Source organism: Planococcus circulans (assembly GCF_020023385.1).
Lineage (GTDB): Bacteria > Bacillota > Bacilli > Bacillales_A > Planococcaceae > Planococcus.
Window position 1 is genome coordinate 41,716 of sequence record NZ_JAIQCL010000010.1, and the last position, 18,475, is coordinate 60,190.

Annotated in this window: 20 protein-coding genes and 1 other annotated feature; of the genes, 17 read left to right on the forward strand and 3 right to left on the reverse strand. The window is 46.9% G+C overall.

From position 1 onward, the window contains the following. Nucleotides 1-104 precede the first annotated feature (104 nt). The 3 genes from K8U60_RS15480 (at nt 105) to leuS (ending at nt 4,173) form a co-directional block, all read left to right on the forward strand. Nucleotides 105-797, forward strand: a complete 693-nt coding sequence (locus K8U60_RS15480; RefSeq protein WP_223642132.1) for a CoA transferase subunit A — start codon at nt 105-107, stop codon at nt 795-797. A gap of 18 nt (nt 798-815) precedes the next feature. Continuing rightward, on the forward strand, nt 816-1,469 hold the full coding sequence (locus tag K8U60_RS15485) for a 3-oxoacid CoA-transferase subunit B (protein WP_223642134.1): 654 nt from the start codon (nt 816-818) through the stop codon (nt 1,467-1,469). A 44-nt stretch (nt 1,470-1,513) separates the two neighbouring features. Continuing rightward, nucleotides 1,514-1,720 (forward strand) — a binding site (T-box leader). Between the two features lie 41 nt (nt 1,721-1,761). After that, nucleotides 1,762-4,173, forward strand: coding sequence for a leucine--tRNA ligase (gene leuS / locus K8U60_RS15490; RefSeq protein ID WP_223642136.1), 2,412 nt, complete (start codon nt 1,762-1,764; stop codon nt 4,171-4,173). Between the two features lie 108 nt (nt 4,174-4,281). Here leuS and K8U60_RS15495 read toward each other — a convergent pair whose 3' ends face one another. Next, nucleotides 4,282-5,565 carry a BaiN/RdsA family NAD(P)/FAD-dependent oxidoreductase gene (locus K8U60_RS15495; protein WP_223642138.1) on the reverse strand — a complete coding sequence of 428 codons (1,284 nt, stop codon included), beginning with the start codon at nt 5,563-5,565 and terminating at the stop codon, nt 4,282-4,284. A 128-nt stretch (nt 5,566-5,693) separates the two neighbouring features. Here K8U60_RS15495 and K8U60_RS15500 point away from each other — a divergent pair, with 128 nt between their 5' ends. Together K8U60_RS15500 and K8U60_RS15505 are read left to right on the forward strand one after the other, a co-directional pair. Further along, a complete protein-coding gene (locus K8U60_RS15500; RefSeq protein WP_223642139.1) occupies nt 5,694-7,298 on the forward strand; it encodes a putative polysaccharide biosynthesis protein in 1,605 nt (534 codons plus the stop codon). 10 nt (nt 7,299-7,308) lie between these two features. After that, nucleotides 7,309-8,022 carry a pseudouridine synthase gene (locus tag K8U60_RS15505; RefSeq protein WP_223642141.1) on the forward strand — a complete coding sequence of 238 codons (714 nt, stop codon included), beginning with the start codon at nt 7,309-7,311 and terminating at the stop codon, nt 8,020-8,022. A 40-nt stretch (nt 8,023-8,062) separates the two neighbouring features. On the opposite strand, the gene K8U60_RS15510 is transcribed toward K8U60_RS15505, so the two are convergent. Then, entirely contained in the window at nt 8,063-8,284 is a 222-nt protein-coding gene (locus tag K8U60_RS15510) for a DeoR family transcriptional regulator (protein WP_142829443.1), read from the reverse strand. Nucleotides 8,285-8,587: 303 nt separating this feature from the next. Here K8U60_RS15510 and pepV point away from each other — a divergent pair, with 303 nt between their 5' ends. The 6 genes from pepV (at nt 8,588) to K8U60_RS15540 (ending at nt 13,939) form a co-directional block, all read left to right on the forward strand. After that, on the forward strand, nt 8,588-9,961 hold the full coding sequence (gene pepV, locus K8U60_RS15515; protein WP_223642143.1) for a dipeptidase PepV: 1,374 nt from the start codon (nt 8,588-8,590) through the stop codon (nt 9,959-9,961). Between the two features lie 17 nt (nt 9,962-9,978). Then, nucleotides 9,979-10,827: a D-amino-acid transaminase gene (gene dat, locus K8U60_RS15520; RefSeq protein WP_223642145.1), complete on the forward strand. Its 849-nt coding sequence runs from the start codon at nt 9,979-9,981 to the stop codon at nt 10,825-10,827. A gap of 92 nt (nt 10,828-10,919) precedes the next feature. Next, entirely contained in the window at nt 10,920-11,459 is a 540-nt protein-coding gene (gene thpR, locus K8U60_RS15525) for an RNA 2',3'-cyclic phosphodiesterase (RefSeq protein WP_223642147.1), read from the forward strand. Between the two features lie 21 nt (nt 11,460-11,480). Continuing rightward, on the forward strand, nt 11,481-12,389 hold the full coding sequence (locus K8U60_RS15530) for a diacylglycerol/lipid kinase family protein (protein ID WP_223642149.1): 909 nt from the start codon (nt 11,481-11,483) through the stop codon (nt 12,387-12,389). Nucleotides 12,390-12,411: 22 nt separating this feature from the next. Beyond that, nucleotides 12,412-13,062 carry a tRNA (guanosine(46)-N7)-methyltransferase TrmB gene (gene trmB, locus K8U60_RS15535; RefSeq protein WP_223642151.1) on the forward strand — a complete coding sequence of 217 codons (651 nt, stop codon included), beginning with the start codon at nt 12,412-12,414 and terminating at the stop codon, nt 13,060-13,062. A 22-nt stretch (nt 13,063-13,084) separates the two neighbouring features. Further along, complete coding sequence (locus K8U60_RS15540) at nt 13,085-13,939, forward strand: YtnP family quorum-quenching lactonase (RefSeq protein ID WP_223642153.1); 855 nt, start codon at nt 13,085-13,087, stop codon at nt 13,937-13,939. 26 nt (nt 13,940-13,965) lie between these two features. On the opposite strand, the gene K8U60_RS15545 is transcribed toward K8U60_RS15540, so the two are convergent. Continuing rightward, nucleotides 13,966-14,280 carry a PepSY domain-containing protein gene (locus tag K8U60_RS15545; protein ID WP_223642155.1) on the reverse strand — a complete coding sequence of 105 codons (315 nt, stop codon included), beginning with the start codon at nt 14,278-14,280 and terminating at the stop codon, nt 13,966-13,968. 167 nt (nt 14,281-14,447) lie between these two features. Between K8U60_RS15545 and K8U60_RS15550 the strand changes: the two genes are divergently transcribed. From K8U60_RS15550 to ytpR, 6 genes are all read left to right on the forward strand, one after another. Next, nucleotides 14,448-15,521: a M42 family metallopeptidase gene (locus K8U60_RS15550; RefSeq protein ID WP_223642156.1), complete on the forward strand. Its 1,074-nt coding sequence runs from the start codon at nt 14,448-14,450 to the stop codon at nt 15,519-15,521. A gap of 42 nt (nt 15,522-15,563) precedes the next feature. Beyond that, nucleotides 15,564-16,082, forward strand: a complete 519-nt coding sequence (locus K8U60_RS15555; RefSeq protein WP_223642158.1) for a DUF84 family protein — start codon at nt 15,564-15,566, stop codon at nt 16,080-16,082. 53 nt (nt 16,083-16,135) lie between these two features. Beyond that, nucleotides 16,136-16,657 (forward strand): hypothetical protein, encoded by a 522-nt coding sequence (locus K8U60_RS15560; protein ID WP_223642160.1) that lies wholly within the window; start codon nt 16,136-16,138, stop codon nt 16,655-16,657. Between the two features lie 12 nt (nt 16,658-16,669). Beyond that, complete coding sequence (locus K8U60_RS15565) at nt 16,670-16,987, forward strand: thioredoxin family protein (RefSeq protein WP_223642162.1); 318 nt, start codon at nt 16,670-16,672, stop codon at nt 16,985-16,987. A gap of 65 nt (nt 16,988-17,052) precedes the next feature. After that, a complete protein-coding gene (locus K8U60_RS15570) occupies nt 17,053-17,868 on the forward strand; it encodes a DUF1444 family protein (RefSeq protein ID WP_223642164.1) in 816 nt (271 codons plus the stop codon). Beyond that, the gene (ytpR, locus tag K8U60_RS15575) at nt 17,865-18,473 is read left to right on the forward strand and encodes a YtpR family tRNA-binding protein (protein ID WP_223642165.1); all 609 of its coding nucleotides are present in this window, start codon (nt 17,865-17,867) and stop codon (nt 18,471-18,473) included. Before K8U60_RS15570 ends, ytpR begins: the two co-directional genes overlap by 4 nt. Nucleotides 18,474-18,475: the final 2 nt, after the last annotated feature.

Genomic DNA, 18,475 nt, shown 5'->3' on the forward strand with positions numbered 1-18,475 from the left:
CGGATTTTATGATTATTGCGTTTACTTCAATAGTTTGTTTAAATTGGGTATGTAAGCGTTTTATTGATGGGTATTCAGACAATGGACAGAGGGGGCACAATGGGATGAAACCGATTTACAGTTCTGCGAAGGAAGCAGTTGAACAGATTCAGGATGGCGCCACAATCATGGTGGGCGGATTTGGATTAGTGGGGATACCTGAACAATTGATTTTGGCACTTGTCGATAAAGGGGTTACCGACCTCACTGTCATTTCCAATAATTGCGGAGTAGATGAGTGGGGCCTTGGGTTATTATTGAAAAACAAACAGATAAAAAAAATGATCGGTTCTTATGTAGGCGAAAACAAAGAGTTCGAGCGCCAGGTATTATCGGGTGAAATCGAAGTTGAATTGACGCCGCAGGGAACACTTGCTGAAAAGATGCGGGCAGGCGGAGCCGGGATTCCAGCTTTCTTTACACCGGCGGGCGTTGGCACAACAGTTGCTGAAGGCAAGGAAATCCGTGAATTTGATGGCAAAGAATACGTACTTGAGCACGCATTGCGAGCAGACTTTTCACTTGTAAGAGCTTATCAAGCAGATAAAATGGGCAATCTCGTTTATAACAAGACAGCCCAGAACTTCAATCCATTGGCTGCAGCCGCTGGAAAGATTACGATTGCAGAAGTCGAAGAAATCGTGGAAATCGGAGCGATCGATCCGAATCATGTCCAAACGCCAAGCATCTATGTGCAAGGCTTGCTTCAGGCCAAACAGGAAAAACGCATCGAACGTCTAACAACGCGCACTGTCTAGGAAAGGGTGGAGAAAATCGTGGATAAACAATTAGTCAGAGAACGTATTGCAAAGCGAGCCGAAAAAGAAATCAATGACGGCGATTACGTAAACCTGGGAATCGGCATGCCAACTCTGGTCGCAAATTTCATTTCTGAAAACAAGAGTGTGGTTCTTCAATCAGAAAATGGTCTATTGGGAATCGGACCTTATCCGACAGAAGATCAGGTGGATCCGGATCTGATCAATGCCGGAAAAGAAACGGTCACCACCATTCCGGGTTCCGCGTTCTTTACAAGTGCCGAGTCTTTCGCAATGATCCGTGGGGGCCATATCGATGTGGCGATACTCGGTGGCATGGAAGTCGCTGAAAACGGCGATTTGGCGAACTGGATGATTCCCGGCAAGATGATCAAAGGCATGGGTGGAGCGATGGATCTGGTCCATGGCGCCAAAAAGGTCATTGTCATCATGGATCATGTCTCAAAAGACGGTTCTTCCAAAATCAAGAAGCAATGCGACTTGCCGCTGACAGGCAAAGGCGTGGTCAACAAAATCATCACAGAACGCGCGGTTATCGAAGTGACAGAAGCTGGATTGGTGCTGTCAGAGGTGTTCGAGGGCTTTACGGTCCAGGATATCATCGACTCGACCGATGCACCGCTGAATACCGATAACGTTAAAGTCTCGTAGGCTATTGCCAAAAAACGGCCGTTCGTCTAAAATGAAGACAATAGCCAATGACAGCGAAGAGGACTAGTAGTTTGTGTGTTTTCCACAGAGAGCCGGCGGATGGTGCAAGCCGGTAAAACGCGCAACCGAACTCACCTTGGAGTCAGTGTATGTGAAACCAAGTAAGATACACCGTTTTCCGCGTTAAGGAGTCAAGTTGAGCGAGCGATCGCTAATTTGGGTGGTACCGCGGGAAAACTCCCGTCCCTTATTTATGAGGGACGGGAGTTTTTATTTTGAGGAGGAACAGGAAATGACATTCAAGCACAAGACAGTTGAAAAGAAATGGCAAAAATATTGGCAGGACAACAAAACATTCAAAATGGTGGACGATCCGTCCAAACCAAAATTCTACGCATTGGATATGTTTCCGTATCCATCAGGCGCCGGGCTTCACGTAGGCCATCCGGAAGGCTACACGGCAACGGATATTTTGAGCCGCGTAAAACGTATGCAGGGCTATAATGTCCTTCATCCGATGGGCTGGGATGCATTCGGCCTTCCAGCAGAGCAGTATGCATTGGATACCGGCAACGATCCGGCGGAATTCACAGCCAAAAATATCGCAACATTCAAGCGCCAAATTCAGGAACTTGGATTTTCCTATGACTGGGACCGTGAAATCAACACAACGGACCCTTCCTACTATAAATGGACGCAATGGATTTTTATCCAATTGTACAATAAAGGCCTTGCTTATGTAGATGAAGTGGCTGTCAACTGGTGTCCGGAACTTCGCACAGTTCTGGCCAATGAAGAAGTGATCGACGGCAAATCAGAGCGTGGGGGCCATCCGGTCGAGCGCCGTCCGATGCGCCAATGGGTGCTTCGCATCACTGAGTATGCGGACCGTTTGCTTGAAGACCTGGATGAACTGGACTGGCCGGAAAGCCTGAAAGACATGCAGCGCAACTGGATCGGCAAATCCGAAGGGGCAGAGCTGGAATTCCAGGTTGCCGACACCGATTATTCCTTCCGTGCGTTCACGACACGTCCGGACACGATTTTCGGGGCGACTTATGCAGTATTGGCACCTGAACATAAATTGGTGGCGGCCATCACCACAGCCGATCAAAAACAGGCTGTGGAAAAATACATCGATGACGTCAAGACGAAAAGTGATTTGGAGCGCACGGATTTGGCGAAAGACAAGTCAGGTGTCTTCACAGGCGCTTATGCGACCAATCCGGCAAGCGGCGAAAAAATGCCGATCTGGATTGCCGATTATGTATTGGCTACTTATGGGACAGGCGCCATCATGGCCGTTCCGGCTCACGACGAGCGCGATTACGAGTTTGCCAAGCAATTCGATTTGCCGATCGTCGAAGTTGTTTCAGGCGGCAATATTGAAGAAGAAGCATACGCTGGCGACGGCGAATTGATCAATTCCGACTTCCTTAATGGATTGAATAAAAAAGAAGCTATTGAAAAAGCCATCAACTGGCTGGTCGACAAGCAGGTCGGCGAAAAGAAAATTACGTACCGTCTGCGCGACTGGCTGTTCAGCCGCCAGCGTTACTGGGGCGAGCCGATTCCAATTATCCACTGGGAAGACGGCACAATGACGCCGGTCGAAGAAAAAGACCTGCCATTGATGCTGCCGGTGACAACGGACATCAAGCCGAGCGGCACCGGTGAATCACCGCTTGCCAATATCGATGAGTGGGTCAATGTTGTCCATCCGGAAACCGGCATGAAAGGGCGCCGTGAAACCAATACGATGCCACAATGGGCAGGAAGCTGCTGGTATTACCTGCGCTTTATCGATCCGGACAATGATGAAATGCTCGCTGATCCGGAACTCTTGAAACGCTGGCTGCCAGTAGACGTTTACATCGGTGGTGCCGAACACGCCGTACTTCATCTATTGTATGCGCGCTTCTGGCATAAAGTACTTTACGATATCGGTGTGGTATCAACGAAAGAACCGTTCCAGAAATTGTTTAACCAAGGCATGATCCTGGGTGAAGGCAACGAGAAAATGTCGAAATCCAAAGGGAATGTCGTCAATCCGGATCAAATCATCGAAAGCCATGGAGCAGACACTTTGCGCATGTACGAAATGTTCATGGGTCCACTGGAAGCGTCAATCGCCTGGTCGACAAACGGCTTGGACGGTTCCCGCCGATTCCTTGACCGCGTTTGGCGCCTGTTGATGGACGATGAGCAATTGAGTGCGAAAGTCACCGATGCCAATGACGGCAAGCTGGACAAAATCTATCACCAAACCGTCAAAAAAGTGACCGACGACTTTGAAGGACTGCGTTTCAATACAGCCATTTCGCAAATGATGGTCTTCGTCAATGAAGGCTATAAAGTGGATTCCATTCCGAAAGAATACGTGGAAGGCTTCGTGAAATTGCTGTCACCGATTGCGCCTCACGTAGCAGAGGAGCTATGGGAGAAATTGGGCCACGAAGGATCGGTCTCTTACGAAAACTGGCCGCAGTACGACGAGACGAAAATGGTCGATGATGAAGTCGAAGTCGTGGTGCAGGTCAATGGTAAAGTGAAAACCAAGTTGACCATCGCTAAAGACAGTACGAAAGAACAGCTGGAAACGGCGGCGCTCGCGGACGAGCAAGTCCAAAAAGCGGCAGATGGCAAACAAGTACGCAAAGTCATCGTCATTCCAGGGAAATTGGTCAATATTGTAGTTGGGTAAAAAGAACAGCGGAGTCTGGACAAAAGAAAAATAGAATATGAAACATAAAAAGAGTCAGACTGGAGAATTTCCAGTCTGACTCTTTTTATATTATCGATGTCGTTGTTCTTAAACTCCGCTTTCTACCTGGCTTTCCTTAGCGAACCGTGCTGCACTTTGGCCGGCGACATTGCCGGTCACGAGTGCAGATGTGATGTTGTAGCCACCGGTATAACCATGGATATCCAAAATTTCACCGCAGAAATACAAGCCCGGTTTCTTTTTGGAAGCCATCGTCTTCGGTTCAATTTCCTTGATGGACACACCGCCGCCGGTAACAAAAGCTTTCTCAATCGGCTGAGTGCCGTTGACAAACATGCTGAAAGCAGTCAATTGCTGCGCAAATGCACGCACTTTATCGCTGGCAAGTTCCGCGCCGGTCAATTGAGGATCTATCTCTGCACGCGCAAGAAGGAATAGCAGCCAGCGCTCCTGTGCTAGGCTCTTCCAGACATTTTTCAGCGATTTTTTCGGTTCGTCCTTCATCATCTTAAAGAGCAACTGGAAAGCGGACTCCGCATTTTCATCCGGAAGGGTATTGATGCGCATTTCAACAGGCTGGCCGCCGTTTTTCTTCATTTCCTTGACGACATACTGGCTGCAGCGCAACACTGCAGGTCCACTCAATCCGAAATGGGTAAACAGCATATCCATTTGATGTGTCACGAGAACTTTGCCTTTTTTATTCAAGACGGTTACAGCTGCATCACGCAGCGCAAGGCCTTGAAGTTCCTTGCTGACGATAAACGGTTCTTTCGACAGCAGCGGCACCTCGGTCGGGTAAAGGTCGGTGACAGTATGCCCCGCTTTTTCCGCCCAAGGGTAGCCGTCTCCCGTAGAGCCCGTTTGAGGGACCGCTTTTCCGCCTACCGCTACGACGATTGCTTTAGAGGTATACTCTTCGCCGGTGTGCAGGCGGACACCTGTTACTTTGTCATCCGTCATCAACAGCTTCTTGACAGGCGAGTCGAGCAGCACGGTGACATTCAGCCGGTCCATTTCCTTGAACATGGCATCAGCCACATCCTGTGCGCGGTTGGATACCGGGAACATCCGGCCGTGATCTTCTTCCTTTAAAGCGACGCCGAGTCCTTCGAAAAAAGAAATGATGTCTTCATTATTGAATACGGAAAACGGACTGTGCAGAAAACGGCCGTTCCCTGGAATATGTTTCACAATTTCGTCAAGAGGCAGGCGATTGGTCACATTGCAGCGCCCACCGCCGGAAATGATTAATTTTTTCCCTAATTTTTTACCCTTTTCGATCAATAAAACCTTTTGGTTATTGGAAGCTGCGGCAATCGATGCCATTAAACCGGAGGGACCCCCGCCGATGATTATAACGTCATACATAAAATAAGAACTCGCTTTCGTTTTTCTTTCAGTATACACGATGATGCGAAACTCGTTGAGTAATTTCTTCTATAGGTGTAAACTATCGTGTAGATTGCTTTTATCATGAACAAGTCAGGAAGTGCAAAATGTCGTCATTAATTAAAGGTACAGCCATCTTAACCTTGGGTTTGTTTTTATCAAAAATCCTTGGCGTTATTTATATCATCCCGTTCTACAGCATGGTGGGAGAAGACAATATCGGTCTTTATCAATACGCATACATACCGTATAACCTGATGCTGGCACTGGCCATTTCAGGAGCCCCGATCGCTTTCTCGAAATTCACCGCCAAATACAATTCCCTCGGAGATTATGAAACCGGAAGGAGATTATTGAAGTCAGGCCTCTTGACCATGATGGTCACCGGCTTTGTTGCTTTCCTCCTGCTTTACCTCTTTGCAGAACCGCTTGCCCGCATCACCATTTCCGAAGATGAAAGAATCTATTCAGTCGGGGATGTTACGGAAGCGATCCGTTGGGTCAGTTTTGCGTTGATCGTCGTTCCATTCATGAGTCTATGGAGAGGGTTTTTCCAAGGCTATAACTACATGATGCCAACGGCGGTTTCGCAGCTGGTCGAGCAGATTGTCCGCATCATTTTCCTATTGGGCGGAGCGTTTGCGGTCATCTATATTTTTGGCGGCACACCGAAAACAGCCATTCAATTTGCTGTATTGTCTGCGGCCGTTGGAGCACTTGGCGGAATCGTCACATTGGCTTATTTCTGGAAAAAGAAAAAGCCGGAATACAATCGCCTCTTGGCCAATTCAGTTGAATCCTACGATGTTAAATTGCGGGATATGTACAAAGAAATCGTCATCTATGCGATTCCTGTCATTTTCCTCGGCATCGCCAATCCTTTGTTCCAATTTGTCGATCTGATGACTTTCAACCGGGCGATGAGTTCCGGCGGCAATTTCTCAGAAATCGACCTGCTTGGAATTTTGAACTTGACGGCCCATAAGCTGGTCATGATTCCGGTCATGCTGGCCACTGGATTTTCAATGGCCTTGATTCCGTTGATCACCAAGCATTTTACCCGCAATGAACATCTTCAAGTGTCGCGGACACTGGACCAGTCAATACAGGTCCTGCTGTTCCTGACTTTGCCTGCCGTTATCGGCATGACGATGTTATCCGACGAACTGTATCATGTCTTCTATGAAGTCAGTGATGTAGGTTCTGAAATCCTGGCTCATTACTTGCCGGTGGCTATTCTGTTTGCGGCCTTCCCGGTAACGGCCTCAATCCTCCAGGGCATCAACAAACAAAAATGGATCATCATCAACTTAACTCTCGGCTTATTGTTGAAATGGATTTTGAACACTCCGCTCATCGAACGTTTTGAAACAGATGGCGCCATCGCAGCGACGATTATCGGCTATCTGGTGGCCATCGGCATGAATATGCTGGTCATCGTCAAAACGATGAACTATCGCTCGCAGATGGTCGGAAGACGTGTCATCTTGATCGTTATCCTGAATCTGATCATGGCCGGTGCGGTTTACCTGGTGATGTCAGGTTTGGATCTATTCATCGGGCTGGACAATAAATTCCTGTCAATGCTGCGCATTATCCTGATCGGTGGCGTGGGTGCCATCGTTTACGGTTATCTCGGTTTGAAAACCGGCTTGGCGCAAAAATTGCTTGGCTCGAAAATAACAAGAATTTCCCGGAAATTAGGCTTTTAGGAGTGACAGCATGCGTATAGACAAATACCTATCCAATATGGGCTTCGGTTCCAGAAAAGAAGTCAAGATCCTGCTGAAGACAAAAGCGGTGGAAGTGAACGGCGAAGTCGTCCGTGACCCGAAAGTCCATGTCGATGAACACGCTGACCAAGTGCTGGTCGACGGAGAGCCGGTTGCCTATACCGAGTTCATCTATCTGCTGATGAACAAACCACAGGACGTCATTTCGGCGACAGAAGATAAATACGATCAGACAGTCATAGATCTGTTGGCGGAAGAAGACCGGCATTTCGAACCGTTTCCGGTCGGACGTCTGGATAAGGATACCGAAGGGTTCCTGTTGCTGACCAATGATGGTAAATTGGCACATGAATTACTGTCGCCCAAAAAGCATGTGGACAAAACCTATTATGCGAAGATCGAAGGAATTGTTACAGAAGAAGATACAAAAGCATTCGAGGAGGGCGTCACGCTGGACGACGGTTATGTAACGAAGCCCGCCAGCCTCAACATTCTCGAAAGCGGTGCTTTTTCCAAAATCGAATTGACCATCACAGAAGGCAAGTTCCACCAGGTTAAGCGGATGTTCGAGAGTGTCGGCAAACAGGTGGTTTACTTGAAGCGTTTATCGATGGGACCGTTAAGCCTTGATCCGGAGCTTGATCTCGGGGAATACCGGCATTTGACGGAAGAAGAAGTAAACAGTTTAAAACAAAGAAAATGACCGCATAGCTGCGGTCATTTTCTTTGTTTAGGAAATCTTTTCAGGACGTCATTTTCACTTTCCGTTGCGTCGTTGTCCATTTGCCTCGAGTTGGGCTGGTCACCAAGTCGTTAAAGGCTAACACATTCAAATCTCTTTGAATGGTGCGAGGAGTGATGCCGAATTCGTCGACAAGATCTTGCGTCGTTACAGTCCCATTTTCGAGAATGTACTTATACATATCTTTAATTCGAATGAGCATGCGATCGGTTGTAGGTTTCATAGTAATAGAACCACTCCTTCATCTTTTTTCCCATTGGCAAAGACTAGCGGACGATGTGCTGAGGTTTATACAGCAGGTTTATGATAGATGCCAAAGACAGCCCCTTTTCCTAAAAAGATGTGTCATTCTTACTAGTCTGACAATTAGATTATAGCGGAAAAACATCTCGAATTCTAGGATTTTCCTTTATTTTTACACAAAAATAACATTAGAAAGACAGAATTTTTTATGCAAATTAGAGACAAATTCTTTAAATTACTGAAAAAAGGTGTACAATAGCCATAACAAAAAGGAGTGTGAAACATGGATTGGCTGCTAGAAGCAACAAAACGCAAAGAAACCATGCTGCGTGAATTACAGGAATTAGTGGCAATTCCCAGCGTGTTGAGTGACGAAACAACGCCAACAGCTCCTTTTGGAAAAGAAGTTAAGCAGGCATTGGATTGGTTTTTGGAAAAAGGAAGAGAGCAAGGCTATTCGGTAAAAAATGTAGCGGATGTCGCAGGACATCTGGAAATTGGACAAGGTGAAGAATTACTCGGAATTTTAGGGCATGTCGATGTCGTGCCGGTTGGCGAAGGGTGGACCAAAGACCCGTTCGGTGGAGAAATTCAGGACGGTCGTCTTTATGGCCGCGGTGCCATCGATGATAAAGGACCGACAATTGCCGCCTGGACAGCATTGAATATGCTGAAAGATGCGGATGTGGAATTTACCAAACGGATCCGGTTGATCATCGGGACCGACGAAGAAAGCGGCTTCCGTTGTGTAGAAGGCTATTTCGAGACGGAAGAAATGCCGACGATGGCGTTTGCGCCAGACGCTGATTTCCCCATTATCAATGCGGAAAAAGGCATCGCCAATCTGGTTTTTTCGACTTTTTCGATGTATGAAGATGCCATCCTGGAATCATTTATTGCTGGGTACCGGACCAATATGGTGCCCGATAAGGCGACAGCCATTTTAAATGGCCAGCTGGAGGAGTGGCAGGAAGAATTCAAGGAGTTTTGCAGAGAGCATCAGGTGACAGGGGTGGTCGAACAGCATAACGGCTCAACCGAGTTGACCCTTAACGGAAAAGCAGCGCATGCGATGGAACCGGATAACGGCATCAATGCCGGCATTCTTTTGGCACTGTTTTTGAAGGACCGGTTGGAAGGCGACGGCCAGAAATTTGTTGCATTCGTTGCAGACACGTTCTATCAGGATTCACGGGGCCGCAAGCTCGGCCTCGATTTTACGGATGAACAGTCAGGGGATACGACATTCAATGCCGGAATTATCCGTTTTGAGAAACACAAAACCGCCATGATCAATGTCAGCATGCGGTATTCCGTCAGTTACCCATTTGAAGAGAAGATGGCTGCCTACCAGTTAAAGGATTTCGTAGTGGACATTGCGTCCAATTCTCCGCCTCATTATGTGGACGAAAACGATCCGTTCATTAAGACGCTTCAAAACGCGTATGAAAAGCAGACCGGCAGCAAAGCAGAACTAATCGCTATTGGTGGAGGCACCTATGCGCGTGTTTTGGATAAAGGAGTGGCTTTCGGTATGCTGTTCCCAGGCGAACCGGATGTTGCCCATCAAGCGGATGAATTTGTCGACATCGACAACTTAATTAAAGCGACTGCGATCTACGCGGAAGCGATTTACCAATTAGCTTGTAAAAAATGAGGAAAGAGGGAATGGATATGGATATGATATTGCATAATGGAGAGTTTATTCGTGAAGAGGATTTGGTGATTTCGAAGGAAGATCGCGGCTATCAATTTGGAGACGGGATCTATGAAGTGATTCGCGTTTACGACGGCAATCTGTTTACAGCGAAAGAGCATATTGACCGCTTTTATGAAAGCGCCGATAAAATCAAAATCGTCATTCCGCATACAAAAGACGTATTCCATAAAATGATGTATGATTTTGTTGAAATGAACAATATCGATAATGGCCAGGTTTATGTGCAGATCACCCGTGGTGCCGCAGAACGCCAGCACCAGTTCCCGACTCAGGCAACTCCGGTCATCACCGGCAATACCAAAACGGTGGAACGCCCGATTGCAAGCATGAAATCCGGCGTAACAGCTAAATTCATCGAAGATATCCGCTGGTTGCGCTGCGACATCAAGAGCCTGAATCTGCTCGGCAATGTGCTGGCCAAACAGGAAGCTACCGAAGAAGGGTTTTTTGAAGCCATTCTGCATCGTGGTGAAACCGTGACAGAAGGCTGTTCATCGAATATGTATGGTTTTAAAGATGGCATTCTATATACCCATCCTGCCAATAACCTTATTTTGAATGGCATTACGAGAAGAGTCATTCTTGAGCTGTGCAAAGAGCTGGACATTCCAGTGGAAGAAATAGCTTTCACGAAAACGCAAGCACTCGAAATGGACGAATTCTTCATGTCTTCCACAACCTCTGAAGTGATGCCGATCGTTGAAATCGGCGACCAAAAAGTCGGTCAAGGTGTACCCGGGGAATTGACCCGTAAACTGCAGACCGCTTTTGAAGCACGCGTTGGAGTGGGCGTAAAATCGTAAACAGATACAGTTCTTGAGAAAAGTGATTGGCCCCGGCCAATCACTATTTTTTTGTGTCTCGTGGCATGGTAAACTGAAGCCAGGTGATGACAATGAAACCACATTATTTTATTGGGATAAAAATTCCGTCAGCTATTGCGGAGAAGTTGGATGAAGAGCGGCGCTCCTGGAATTTACAGAGCCATAAAAGGCAAACGCCGCCGGAGGATATGCATATCACGCTCTTGTTCATCGGCGAAGATGTGCACGATGAAATCGATCAGGTGGAAAAACTGCTTGCAGGGATTGATCAGCAGCCATTCAGCCTGACCATTGATGGCATTAAGAAATTCGGCAATCCTGCAACTCCCCGAGTGATTTATGCCTCTCTTGAAGACAGCAAGGAATTGGAGGAACTGCAGCAGCAGGTGCTCGAAAATCTGAAATCGCTGCAGATCCGCCCTGATTCAAAGAAGTTTGTGCCGCATATTACGTTGGCCAGCAAATGGGCTGGCGGCGATCCGGCAGAAATGCATTTTTCAGTCGACAAAATGCTATTCGAAGTGACGGAGTTTTCACTGTTTCGAATTGCACCAATGGAAAATCCGCGTTATCAAAAGATCGCGAATTATCCGTTGAGCACCGGCATTTAATACGTCCAAAGGCGAGTGTTTATGAAAACAGTATTTATCATCAATCCGGTCGCGGGTAATGGCAGAGCGCTAAAGAAATGGCGTCACTTTGAAAAAACCATCCAGTTTCCATTCGAACAGCTCATTACCCGGTTTCCTGGACATGCCACCGAGATAGCGGCCGGCTTCCGGGAACTGCAGCAGCCAGTCTTGTTGATCGGCTTCGGTGGAGATGGAACCTTGCGTGAAATCGTCGTGGGGGCAGCAGGAGCGAAAGAGCTGATGATCGGCTCTGTAGCGGCAGGCTCCGGCAATGATTTTGCGAGAGCTTATGGAACGTTCAAAGATGCACAGGAAATTGAACAGTTTCTCAATCAGCCTTTTTCCCGTAAGGAAGACCTCGGCGAATTTCGCGATGGCGAGGGTTATCAGTTCGTCAGCAGCTCAGGAATCGGCTTTGATGCGGCAATCTCCATTGCGGTCAACCGGTCGATCATCAAGAAAAAGCTCAACCAGGTCGGCCTCGGGAAACTGATCTATCTGCTTTATGTAGTCAGGACGTTCCTGAAGTTCGAGAAATTCACTTTAACCGTGGAAAACGGCGGGACTCCAGTTGTCTATAAAGATGTCTGGCTGGCGACCGTCAGCAACCAACCCTATTTCGGCGGAGGTATGAAAATATCCCCGACATCGAAAACAGATGACGGATTGCTTGAATTGACGGTCGTCCACCACATTTCGCGTTTGAAACTCTTGCTGGTTTTTGGTACGGTATTCAGCGGAGCACATACACGTTTCAAGGAGCTCAGCCAAATGAGCGGCCCGGAATTCCGTCTTTCTACCGACAGACCGATTTGCCGCCATGTGGATGGCGATGATGCTGGTATGAGCCCACAAAACGAAACGGTTGTTTATACGGTCGGCCATAAAAAATGGAATTCAATAAATTAATGGAATAGAAAGAGGATGAAACATGAGATCACGATTTAAACCATGGGCAGCAGATTTAATCGATACACATCCGGAGATCGTCATTCCGGACCCGGAGCAGCAAAAAGGGAAATGGCAGGAAGTATTCGGCAACAAAAATCCACTTCACATTGAAGCAGGAACCGGCAAAGGCCGTTTTATCATCGGTATGGCAAAAGCCAATCCCGCTATCAATTATATCGGCATCGAGCTATTCGACAGTGTCATCGTTACGGCGCTCGAGACCATCTTAGAAGAGGAGAAGGGTGTTCCCAACTTGCGCTTATTGAAAGTCAACGCGAAAAACGTCGCCGATTATTTCGAAAAAGGGGAAGTGGACAGGCTCTACCTGAACTTCTCGGATCCATGGCCGAAAAAGCGTCATGCCAAGCGCAGATTGACACACGAATCTTTTTTGAAACTCTATGAAGCGGTATTGCCTAAAAAGGGAGAAGTCCATTTTAAGACCGATAACCGAAAACTTTTTGAATATTCACTTACGAGCATTTCTGAATATGGTATGTTATTAAAGGATGTCTCATTGGATCTTCACGACAATGAACCTGAATGGAATATCATGACGGAGTACGAAGAGAAGTTTTCGAAAAAAGGCCAGCCGATTTACCGGTTGGAAGCACAGTTTTCAGTTAGTTGATCATGACAAGGGGGATTAGGGAATGCAGAAATTTCAATTTCACGAAATGAATCTGACCTGGCTTGATGGGGGAACGACTTTTTTGGATGGCGGCGCGATGTTTGGGGTAGTGCCGAAAGTAGTTTGGTCAAAACGTTATCCGGTCAATGAAAAAAACCAAATCGAATTGCCGACACATCCGATCCTGGTCCAATACGATGGCCACAATATCCTGATTGACAGCGGCCTTGGCGCCGGGAAATTGACGGAACGCCAAATGCGCAACTTAGGGGTTTCTGAACAGTCGCGTGTTGAAGAGGATTTGGCGGAGCTTGGCTTGACGGCTGAAGATATTGATACGGTCCTGATGACCCATCTGCACGGAGACCATGCAGCGGGTTTGACGAAATGGCAGGGGGAAGAGTTGGTTTCCGCTTTTCCGAATGCTAAAATCCATGTCTCTGCAGTGGAATGGAATGAAATGCAGCATCCGAATATCCGTTCACGCAACACCTACTGGAAAGAAAATTGGGAGCCGATCGTCGATCAGGTCGAAACCTTTGAAGGCGAAAAAACCTTATTTGGTGCCATTACACTGATCCATACCGGAGGCCATTCCGATGGGCACAGTGTCATCAAGATGACCAGCGGCAATAAAGCCATCCTTCATATGGCGGATATCATGCCGACGCACGCCCATCAAAATCCATTATGGGTATTGGCATTCGATGATTATCCAATGGATTCGATTTATGCCAAAGAAAAGCTCATGAAAGAAGCGCTGGAAAACGGCTATTATTTCAGCTTTTACCATGATGCCTATTACCGCATCCTGAAATGGAGTGCGGACGGCAAAGAAATTGTCGAATCACTTGAGCGCAAAGAAAAAGTCCTATAAAAAAGGAGCCGATTCGGCTCCTTTTTTTATACCTGTTTGACTTCGATTACTGCGCCTGTAAAAGCATCAGCCAAAAACTCGAACTGCTGGAGTTCGTCTTCTTTATGGCGGGTGATGCCGCCTTTATAGACTTCAGTCGTCAACGCATGTTGCTTGTAAGGCTCGGTTTTCATGAAGATCCAAGAACCGTCGATTGGGCCTTCTTCTTTAAATGCAGATTTGACTTCTTTCAGTACATCATCTGCCGGGTATAGTTTTTCCTTGCGGTCAACCACTTCTTTTACCAAATAAGCTGCTGCTACGCCTGTAGCGAATCCAATAAGTAAATCACGATTGTTCACTAAAATCCCTCCTCTGCTTACTGGATAAATTGTACCATAAATATTTTGAAGGGCGAAATGAAAGCTTGAATGTCGCTAATCTTTCGAAAAACGAATTATATAACTGGAAATTGTCAGACAGAAGCTCTAAACTTAATAGAGGTAATTTATTTAGGAGGAACTTTGATATGAATGCTGAAACTCGTGAAATGTTTAAAACTTTGACCGAACTGCCGGGAGCCCCCGGAAATGAACATGCAGTCCGGAAGTTTATGCGGCAGGAACTGGAACAAGTATCCGATCGATTGATCCAGGACAATCTTGGCAGTATCTTTGGCGTAAAAGATGGACAGCAGGATGGGCCACGGATCATGGTTGCAGGCCATATGGACGAAGTCGGATTTATGGTGACGCAAATCACCGACAATGGCATGATCCGGTTCCAGACTCTGGGCGGCTGGTGGAACCAGGTGATGCTGGCAACGCGCGTGGATATCATTGCTGGAGAGCGTACAATTCCAGGCGTCATCGGTTCGATTCCTCCACATCTTTTGAGCGAGGAACTTCGGAGCAAGCCGATGGACATCAAGAACATGCTGATCGACATCGGGGCAGACGATAAAGAGGATGCCCTGTCGCTGGGGATTCGACCTGGCCAGCAAATTGTTCCATTCAGTCCGTTCACACCAATGGCCAATGATAAGAAAATTATGGCGAAAGCTTGGGATAACCGCTATGGCTGTGGTCTTGCGATTGAACTTCTAAAAGAATTGAAAGACGAAAAACTTCCGAACCAATTATTTTCCGGCGCGACAGTGATGGAAGAAGTGGGTCTGCGCGGAGCACAAACAGCAGCAGCTATGATCAAACCGGATCTGTTCTTCGCATTGGATGCCAGTCCGGCGAACGACGCGACAGGCGATAAAAACGAATTTGGCCAGCTGGGCAAAGGAACGTTATTGCGCATCCTGGACAAGAGCATGGTGACGCACCGTGGCATGCGCGAATTTATCCTGGACACTGCTGAAACGCATAATATCCCTTATCAATACTTCGTTTCACAAGGGGGGACGGATGCAGGACGTGTGCATACAGCCAATGAAGGGATTCCAAGTTCTGTTATCGGCATCTGCTCACGCTATATCCATACCTCGTCGTCCATCATTCATACGGATGATTATGCAGCGGCGAAAGAACTCTTGACGAAACTTGTTAAAGCGTCCGACCGTACAACACTTGAAACCATCAAAGAAAATGTCTGAAAAGTGCCTTCGGGCTCTTTTTTTTTGAAAGGACTAATGGAAATGAAAAAAATTCGTGCAGCAATAGCCTCAAAAAATCCAGCAAAAATCAATGCCGTGTCCAGCGTTCTTGCTAGTTTGGACTGGTCCGTCGATTTATCGGCGATAGATGCAGAATCGGATGTTTCAGCGCAGCCTTTTTCCCAGCAGGAAACACGGCAGGGAGCAATGAATAGGGCAAACAACGCGTTAGGTGACAATGATTTCGCCATTGGCCTGGAAGGCGGTGTCTACGAGATGGAAGGCGCGCTCTATTTATGCAACTGGGGTGCCTTAGCAGCTAAAGACGGGCGTCTGTTTACAGCAGCCGGAGCCCAGATTCCATTGCCGGAAGAAATTGCGGCCAAGCTCCACACGGGGATTGAGCTTGGACCGGTCATGGACGACTATGCCAATGAAAGCGGAATCCGCCAGCATAAAGGCGCCATTGGCATCTTAACGGATGGCCTCGTCAATCGAGGGGAAATGTTCAGCCATGTAGTCAAATTATTGATTGGACAGTACCAGAGGGACAGCGATTAAGTTGCATGTGCCTGTAAACACCTTTAAAATAAATAGCAGTAACGTTAGGGGGAATGAGCGTGCCTCGATATAGATTGATTTTTGGAACGCTTTTGCTGTCGGGTATGTTGGCCGGCTGCATGGCAACACCGGAAGAACGGGTTGTACAAGGGGTATCGAACGCACGTGAAGCGTTTGAAGAACAGCCGGAAAGTGCAAATGAGACGGTAGGGGAAATCGATTTGTATATGCCTAGCGGCTATGAAATTGAAGAACCTGCGGACGATTTTAACCGGTTGATTACAAAAGGCAGCGAGTCTTTTGCTTTATTCATTAATCCGAATGAAAAAGCCACGAGCACCCTGTTCTATGATCTGCAAAAAGCTGATCCTGAACAGCAATGGGTAGCCGATGAAACTTTCCAGCAAAACGGGCGTTTCGGGTTTGCTACAGTCAAGGAAATCGCGGAAGACCAGCTGGAACTTGTAGTCAGTGCTGGCGGCGTTAAATTGACGACTATTACAAAAGAAAGTGATATTCCGAAAAATATGGACTGGATGATGAAAACCGTCCGTTCCATAGATACCGATGAATAGGAGATTACCTAAATGAGAAACTTACAATCAACTGAGGAATTTCAAGAATTGACCAAAAAACCTGCGGCTATTTTTATGTTTACAGCAGGGTGGTGCCCGGATTGCCGCGTCATCGATCCGATAATGCCTGATGTTGAAAAAGCGTTTCCGGACCAAACTTTTGTATCAGTGGATCGCGACCAGTTTATCGACTTGTGCATCGAACAGGATGTCTATGGAATCCCAAGTTTCCTTGCTTATTCAAATGGGCAGGAAACCGGGCGCTTTGTCAGCAAAGACCGTAAAACACAAGCAGAAATCGAAGGGTTTATTTCGAATCTGCCAAAATAACATTACAGACGGTTCGCCTAGACTTTGGCTGAACCGTTTATTTATGAAAGTGAGGCCAAACAACGATGAAATCTACTGAACTTTTTAATATACTTAGAGAGCGGATGCCGAGTCCTCAATTGGAATGGCGCTTTGACCGTGAAAAAGAAACTGCACATATCCGCCACAAGGAACTTGGCAAAGGCATGAGCATTTCTTTGCCACAGGTGATCAACCGATTTGAATCGAAAGGCGATGCGGCCATCCAGGAAATCGTCTATACGATAACAGAAACCTTCGACGCAATGGAACGGGAAGCGAAAGGCGAAATGAAATCGACCGAACACATTTTTCCGGTTATCCGCTCAACTTCTTTTCCAACAGAATCCAATGAAGGCCATAAGTTCATAACGTCTGAACACACAGCGGAAACACGCATTTATTTTGCTTTGGACGTGGGGACTACCTATCGCTTAATTGACGAAAATGTGGTAAATTCATTAAGTCTGACAGAAGAGCAGATAAAGGAAATTGCGAAGTTTCAAGTGAGAAAATTGAAAACCGCTGTAAAAGAAGACCATGTTGCAGGAAATGTCTTTTATTTTCTGAATGAAAATGATGGCTATGATGCATCAAGAATCCTGAATGAATCTTTCCTAAAAGAAATGAAAACAAAAATCACCGGCGATATGACCGTGTCAGTGCCCCATCAGGATGTATTGATCATCGGTGATATCCAAAATGAAACGGGATACGACGTGCTCGCGCAAATGGCCATGCACTTCTTCACCAATGGCAAAGTGCCGATCACTTCCTTATCGTTCATTTATGAAAATGACGAACTGGAGCCAATTTTCATCATGGCGAAAAATAGACCTAACGAGGAGAACGATAAAAAATGAATGTATTTTATAATAAACAGGGAATTGGCGACGTACTGCTGGTTCAACTGCAAACAGAAACTCCAGAAAAAATCCATCCTGAGCAGTCAGGGGATGTAACATTGATCAAAGATGAGGCCGGCAAAATCGCCGGGTTCAACTTGTTCAATGCTTCAAGTTATGCAGAATTGGCAGAAGGCGAGCAAGTGGAGCTATCGGAAGCGCTTGTTACTTCTTTGCAGAATGCTTTAGCGAAAAACGAGATCGATTTCACTTTGGAAGTGGATTTTTCACCGAAATTTGTGGTCGGCTTTGTAGAGGCTAAGGACAAGCATCCAAATGCCGATAAATTGAATGTATGCCAGGTTGCTGTCGGCGACGAGCAATTGCAGATCGTCTGCGGAGCTCCGAACGTTGAACAGGGGCAAAAAGTAGTAGTGGCAAAAGTGGGGGCTGTCATGCCTTCAGGTATGGTCATCCGTGATGCGGAACTTCGGGGAGTGGCGTCGTCCGGAATGATCTGTTCAGCAAAAGAACTGGCTTTGCCGGATGCACCTCAGGAAAAAGGGATTCTTGTGCTTCCTGAAGATGCAGAAATCGGTTCAGCTTTTGAAGTAAAGGCGTGACG